Annotated in this window: 4 protein-coding genes; 1 reads left to right on the top strand and 3 read right to left on the bottom strand. The window is 67.9% G+C overall.

The window, feature by feature from the left end; genetic code table 11:
- A partial coding sequence (locus E1293_RS45995; RefSeq protein ID WP_207939517.1) for a hypothetical protein occupies positions 1-510 on the top strand: 510 nt, incomplete at its 5' end.
- A 99-nt stretch (positions 511-609) separates the two neighbouring features.
- Here the strand turns inward: E1293_RS45995 and E1293_RS45990 are convergent.
- The 3 genes from E1293_RS45990 to E1293_RS45980 form a co-directional block, all read right to left on the bottom strand.
- Positions 610-1,002: a hypothetical protein gene (locus E1293_RS45990; protein ID WP_132206312.1), complete on the bottom strand. Its 393-nt coding sequence runs from the start codon at positions 1,000-1,002 to the stop codon at positions 610-612.
- A gap of 247 nt (positions 1,003-1,249) precedes the next feature.
- Positions 1,250-1,450, bottom strand: a complete 201-nt coding sequence (locus tag E1293_RS45985; protein ID WP_132206310.1) for a hypothetical protein — start codon at positions 1,448-1,450, stop codon at positions 1,250-1,252.
- A gap of 140 nt (positions 1,451-1,590) precedes the next feature.
- Positions 1,591-2,898: a cytochrome P450 gene (locus E1293_RS45980; protein WP_132206308.1), complete on the bottom strand. Its 1,308-nt coding sequence runs from the start codon at positions 2,896-2,898 to the stop codon at positions 1,591-1,593.
- Positions 2,899-3,027: the final 129 nt, after the last annotated feature.

Raw genomic sequence — 3,027 nt, 5'->3', positions numbered from 1 at the left:
GAGTTCTTCCTGATCCATTCGGCCGCTGTCCGCCCCGGCATGCCGTCCCCCGGGCCGAGGGCGAACGCCGCGGCATCGGTGATCGCCGGCATCCTGGCGCTGCTCACGGCCGTCATGCTCGTCTGGTTCGCGCTCTACAACGTCGTCCTCGCCACCGGGGCGAACGGTCGCTGGTCCAGCGTGGAGTTGGTGAACATGCTCGGCGGCATCGCCGGCGCCGGGTTGCTGCTGGTCGCAGCCGGGTTCACGTTCGCCCGCAGGATCTCCGGCGCGTGGACGCTGTGCGGGCTCTGCGTGCTCTACGTAACGGCGACGATCTTCCTGGCGCCGCTCCTGTGGGGTACGAGCCTGGGTGCTCAGCTCGAGTTCGTCTTCGGCTTCGACCAGGGCGACGGCGTCGCCGTGGCGCTGGCGGTCATTTTCAGCGTCCTGACGGCGGCCATGGCGGCGATCGCCGGCGGCGTGAAGTCCTACGAACCGACCGCCGCCGTCCCCGGAGACAGGCGCTGAGTGCCAGGAACGTCTCCACCTGTGTAGGGCGGCCATGCTGCCCGGTCCGTGAGGGGCCGCGAGGTGTGGAACCTGCAACGGCCCCCGGCGTTGCTTGGATCAGCAGACCTTGGAGCCGGAGTAGCTGGTACCCCTCGCGAGGTTGTTCCAGTTCCAGTTGACCATGGCCCGGTAGGATGCGCCGTTGACGCATGGCTGCGGGCTGACGGTGCTGGTCGCGGCGTTGACACCGGTCACGCGGGGGCCCGTCGCCACCGTGACCCAGCTGCCGACGGACAGCAGACGCTGGATGTAGGTTTGCACCGCCACCGAGTCGTTGCCCGAGGTGTTGTCGGTGATCGTGCCCTGGGCGGTGACGTAGTTGGCTCCGGCGTCCACGCCGACGCCCGCGCCGACCGAGTAGTCGGCCGCCAGCGCGGCCTGCGCTGGGAGCACCACGGCACCGGCGACGGCCGTTCCCGCCACGGCGAGGCGGAGCATCTTCTTGCCCATGTCGACTCCTGTCTGGAAGTTCGCCAATGTTCCTCCCACCAAGACTGCGGCCCTACAACCAGGCACGTCTTACACATGAGTGCACAGGTCTTTAGGCTGCGCGCCGTGTTACCCAACGCGCGCAGCCGAAGAGAACCACGTCGATCCGGCCACCGCCGACGGGTCGCGTAGGAGCACGCCTCCGCCAAAGCGGGCTCGGACATCCGATCTGTTCAAGCCGTCAAGTAAGCCGGCCTGCCCCTTTTGTTCACCAGTCTCGCCACTGGTCTGTGAGCGCGGCCGGGTCAATGCCTTGCCGGCGTGCCAGTGCTTCAACATCGATCCCGGTCTGGGTGAGTGCGTCGTCGATGTATTCGCAGAGTTCTTCCCGGTCGATGGTGTCGAAGCTGTGGTCGTCGGTGCCGTCGATCTGGTTCAGCGCGACGACCACGTGTTCGACCGCGGCCATGATGGCCTGGTCGGAGGTGTTGTCCAGGCCGGTCAGCTCGGTTTAAAAGCGAGCAGGGCTTGGTCGACCCGTTCCAGGAGTGAGTTGGGGTGGGCGCCGAGACGCGTCGGGGAGAGCGTCTGATACGGGCGGCGGTCGCCTTAGGTGGTGGGTGGGGTGAAGGTGCAGGGGAGGCGTTTGTAGCCGTTTATGAAGCCGGACATCAGGCGGTCGGGGTCGCCGGCGGTGATGTCGGGGAGACGGCTGAAGAGTTCGCGGAACATCACGGTGATCTCGCGGCGGGCCAGGTTGGCGCCCAGGCAGAAGTGCGGGCCGGGGCCGCCGAAGCCCACGTGCGGGTTGGGTGAGCGCAGGATGTCGAAGCGGTCGGGGTCGGTGAAGACCGACTCGTCCCGGTTGGCGGACCAGTAGAACAGCGTCACCCGCTCGCCCTTGCGGTAGGTGTGACCGTTCAGCTCGTAGTCGCGGGTGACGTTGCGGCGCATGAAGATGACGGGGCTGCTGTAGCGGACGATCTCCTCGACGGCGCCGGCGATGCGTCCGTCGAAGTCGGCCAGCAGCAGTTCGCGCTGGTCGGGGTGCTCGGTGAACAGCTTCAGTCCGTGCGCGATCGCGTTGCGCGTGGTCTCGTTCCCGGCCACCACCAGCAGCAGGAAGAACGCGGCGAACTCGCGGGGGCTCAGCCGTTCGCCGTCGACGTTGGCGTTCACCAGCGCCGAGGTCAGGTCGTCAGTGGGCTTGGACCTGCGCTCCCGTCCGAGCTTGAAAGCCAGCCGGTGGAGGCGCCAGCCCGCCGACGCGATCGTGCCCAGCATGCGGATCGTGGCGAGTTTGCCCACATTCGCGGTGCCGCCGCCGGTGTACTCGACGGTGGCGCCCACGTACTCGGGGTCGCTGTAGCCGACGATGATGTTGGTCCACTCGACAACGCGGCGGTGCTGCTGGACGGGGATGCCCAGCATCTCGCAGATGACCTCGACCGGCAGCCGCGCCGCGGCCTGGGACACGAAGTCGCCGCCGCCCGCCTCGATCAACTCGTCCACGATCCGGGTGGCCCGCAGCGCGATGTCGTCCTCGGCCTTGGCGAGCATCTTCGGGCTGAACGCCCGGGACACGATCCGGCGGATCTTGGCGTGCCGCGGATCGTCCATGTCGATCATCGAGTTGAAGTACTTGTCCATCCAGCGCGGCATGTCGGCCGGGCTGGTGGCGCTGGGCTCGCTGCTGAACACCTCCGGGTGGCGGCTGGCCTCCGTCACCTCGGCGTGGTGGGTCAGCGCCCACGACCCCGGGCTCTGCGGGAGGAAGGGCAGCTTGGGCAGCGTGTTGAACACCGGTTCCGGATGGGCGCGCAGCACCGCGAACGCCTCCGCCCGCTCCCGCAGGGGACGGACCCAGAACCGCAGGTCGCTCAGGTCGATGTCCGCCGGCGTCAGCTCCGTTGTCACCGGGCCTCACGCTCCCGTCTCGTCGCGCGATTCTGGTGAAGCGTCACACCAGAACATCCGGTGCCAGCGTCCTCAGATCTCCGGACGAAGTCAAGGGATGCGGCACAATCGGGCTGTGACCTCCGAGCC

It is taken from the genome of Actinomadura darangshiensis, assembly GCF_004349235.1.
Taxonomy (GTDB): Bacteria; Actinomycetota; Actinomycetes; order Streptosporangiales; family Streptosporangiaceae; genus Spirillospora; species Spirillospora darangshiensis.
The sequence above is the reverse complement of the archived record's forward strand: the minus strand, read 5'-3'. Positions and strand labels throughout refer to the sequence as shown.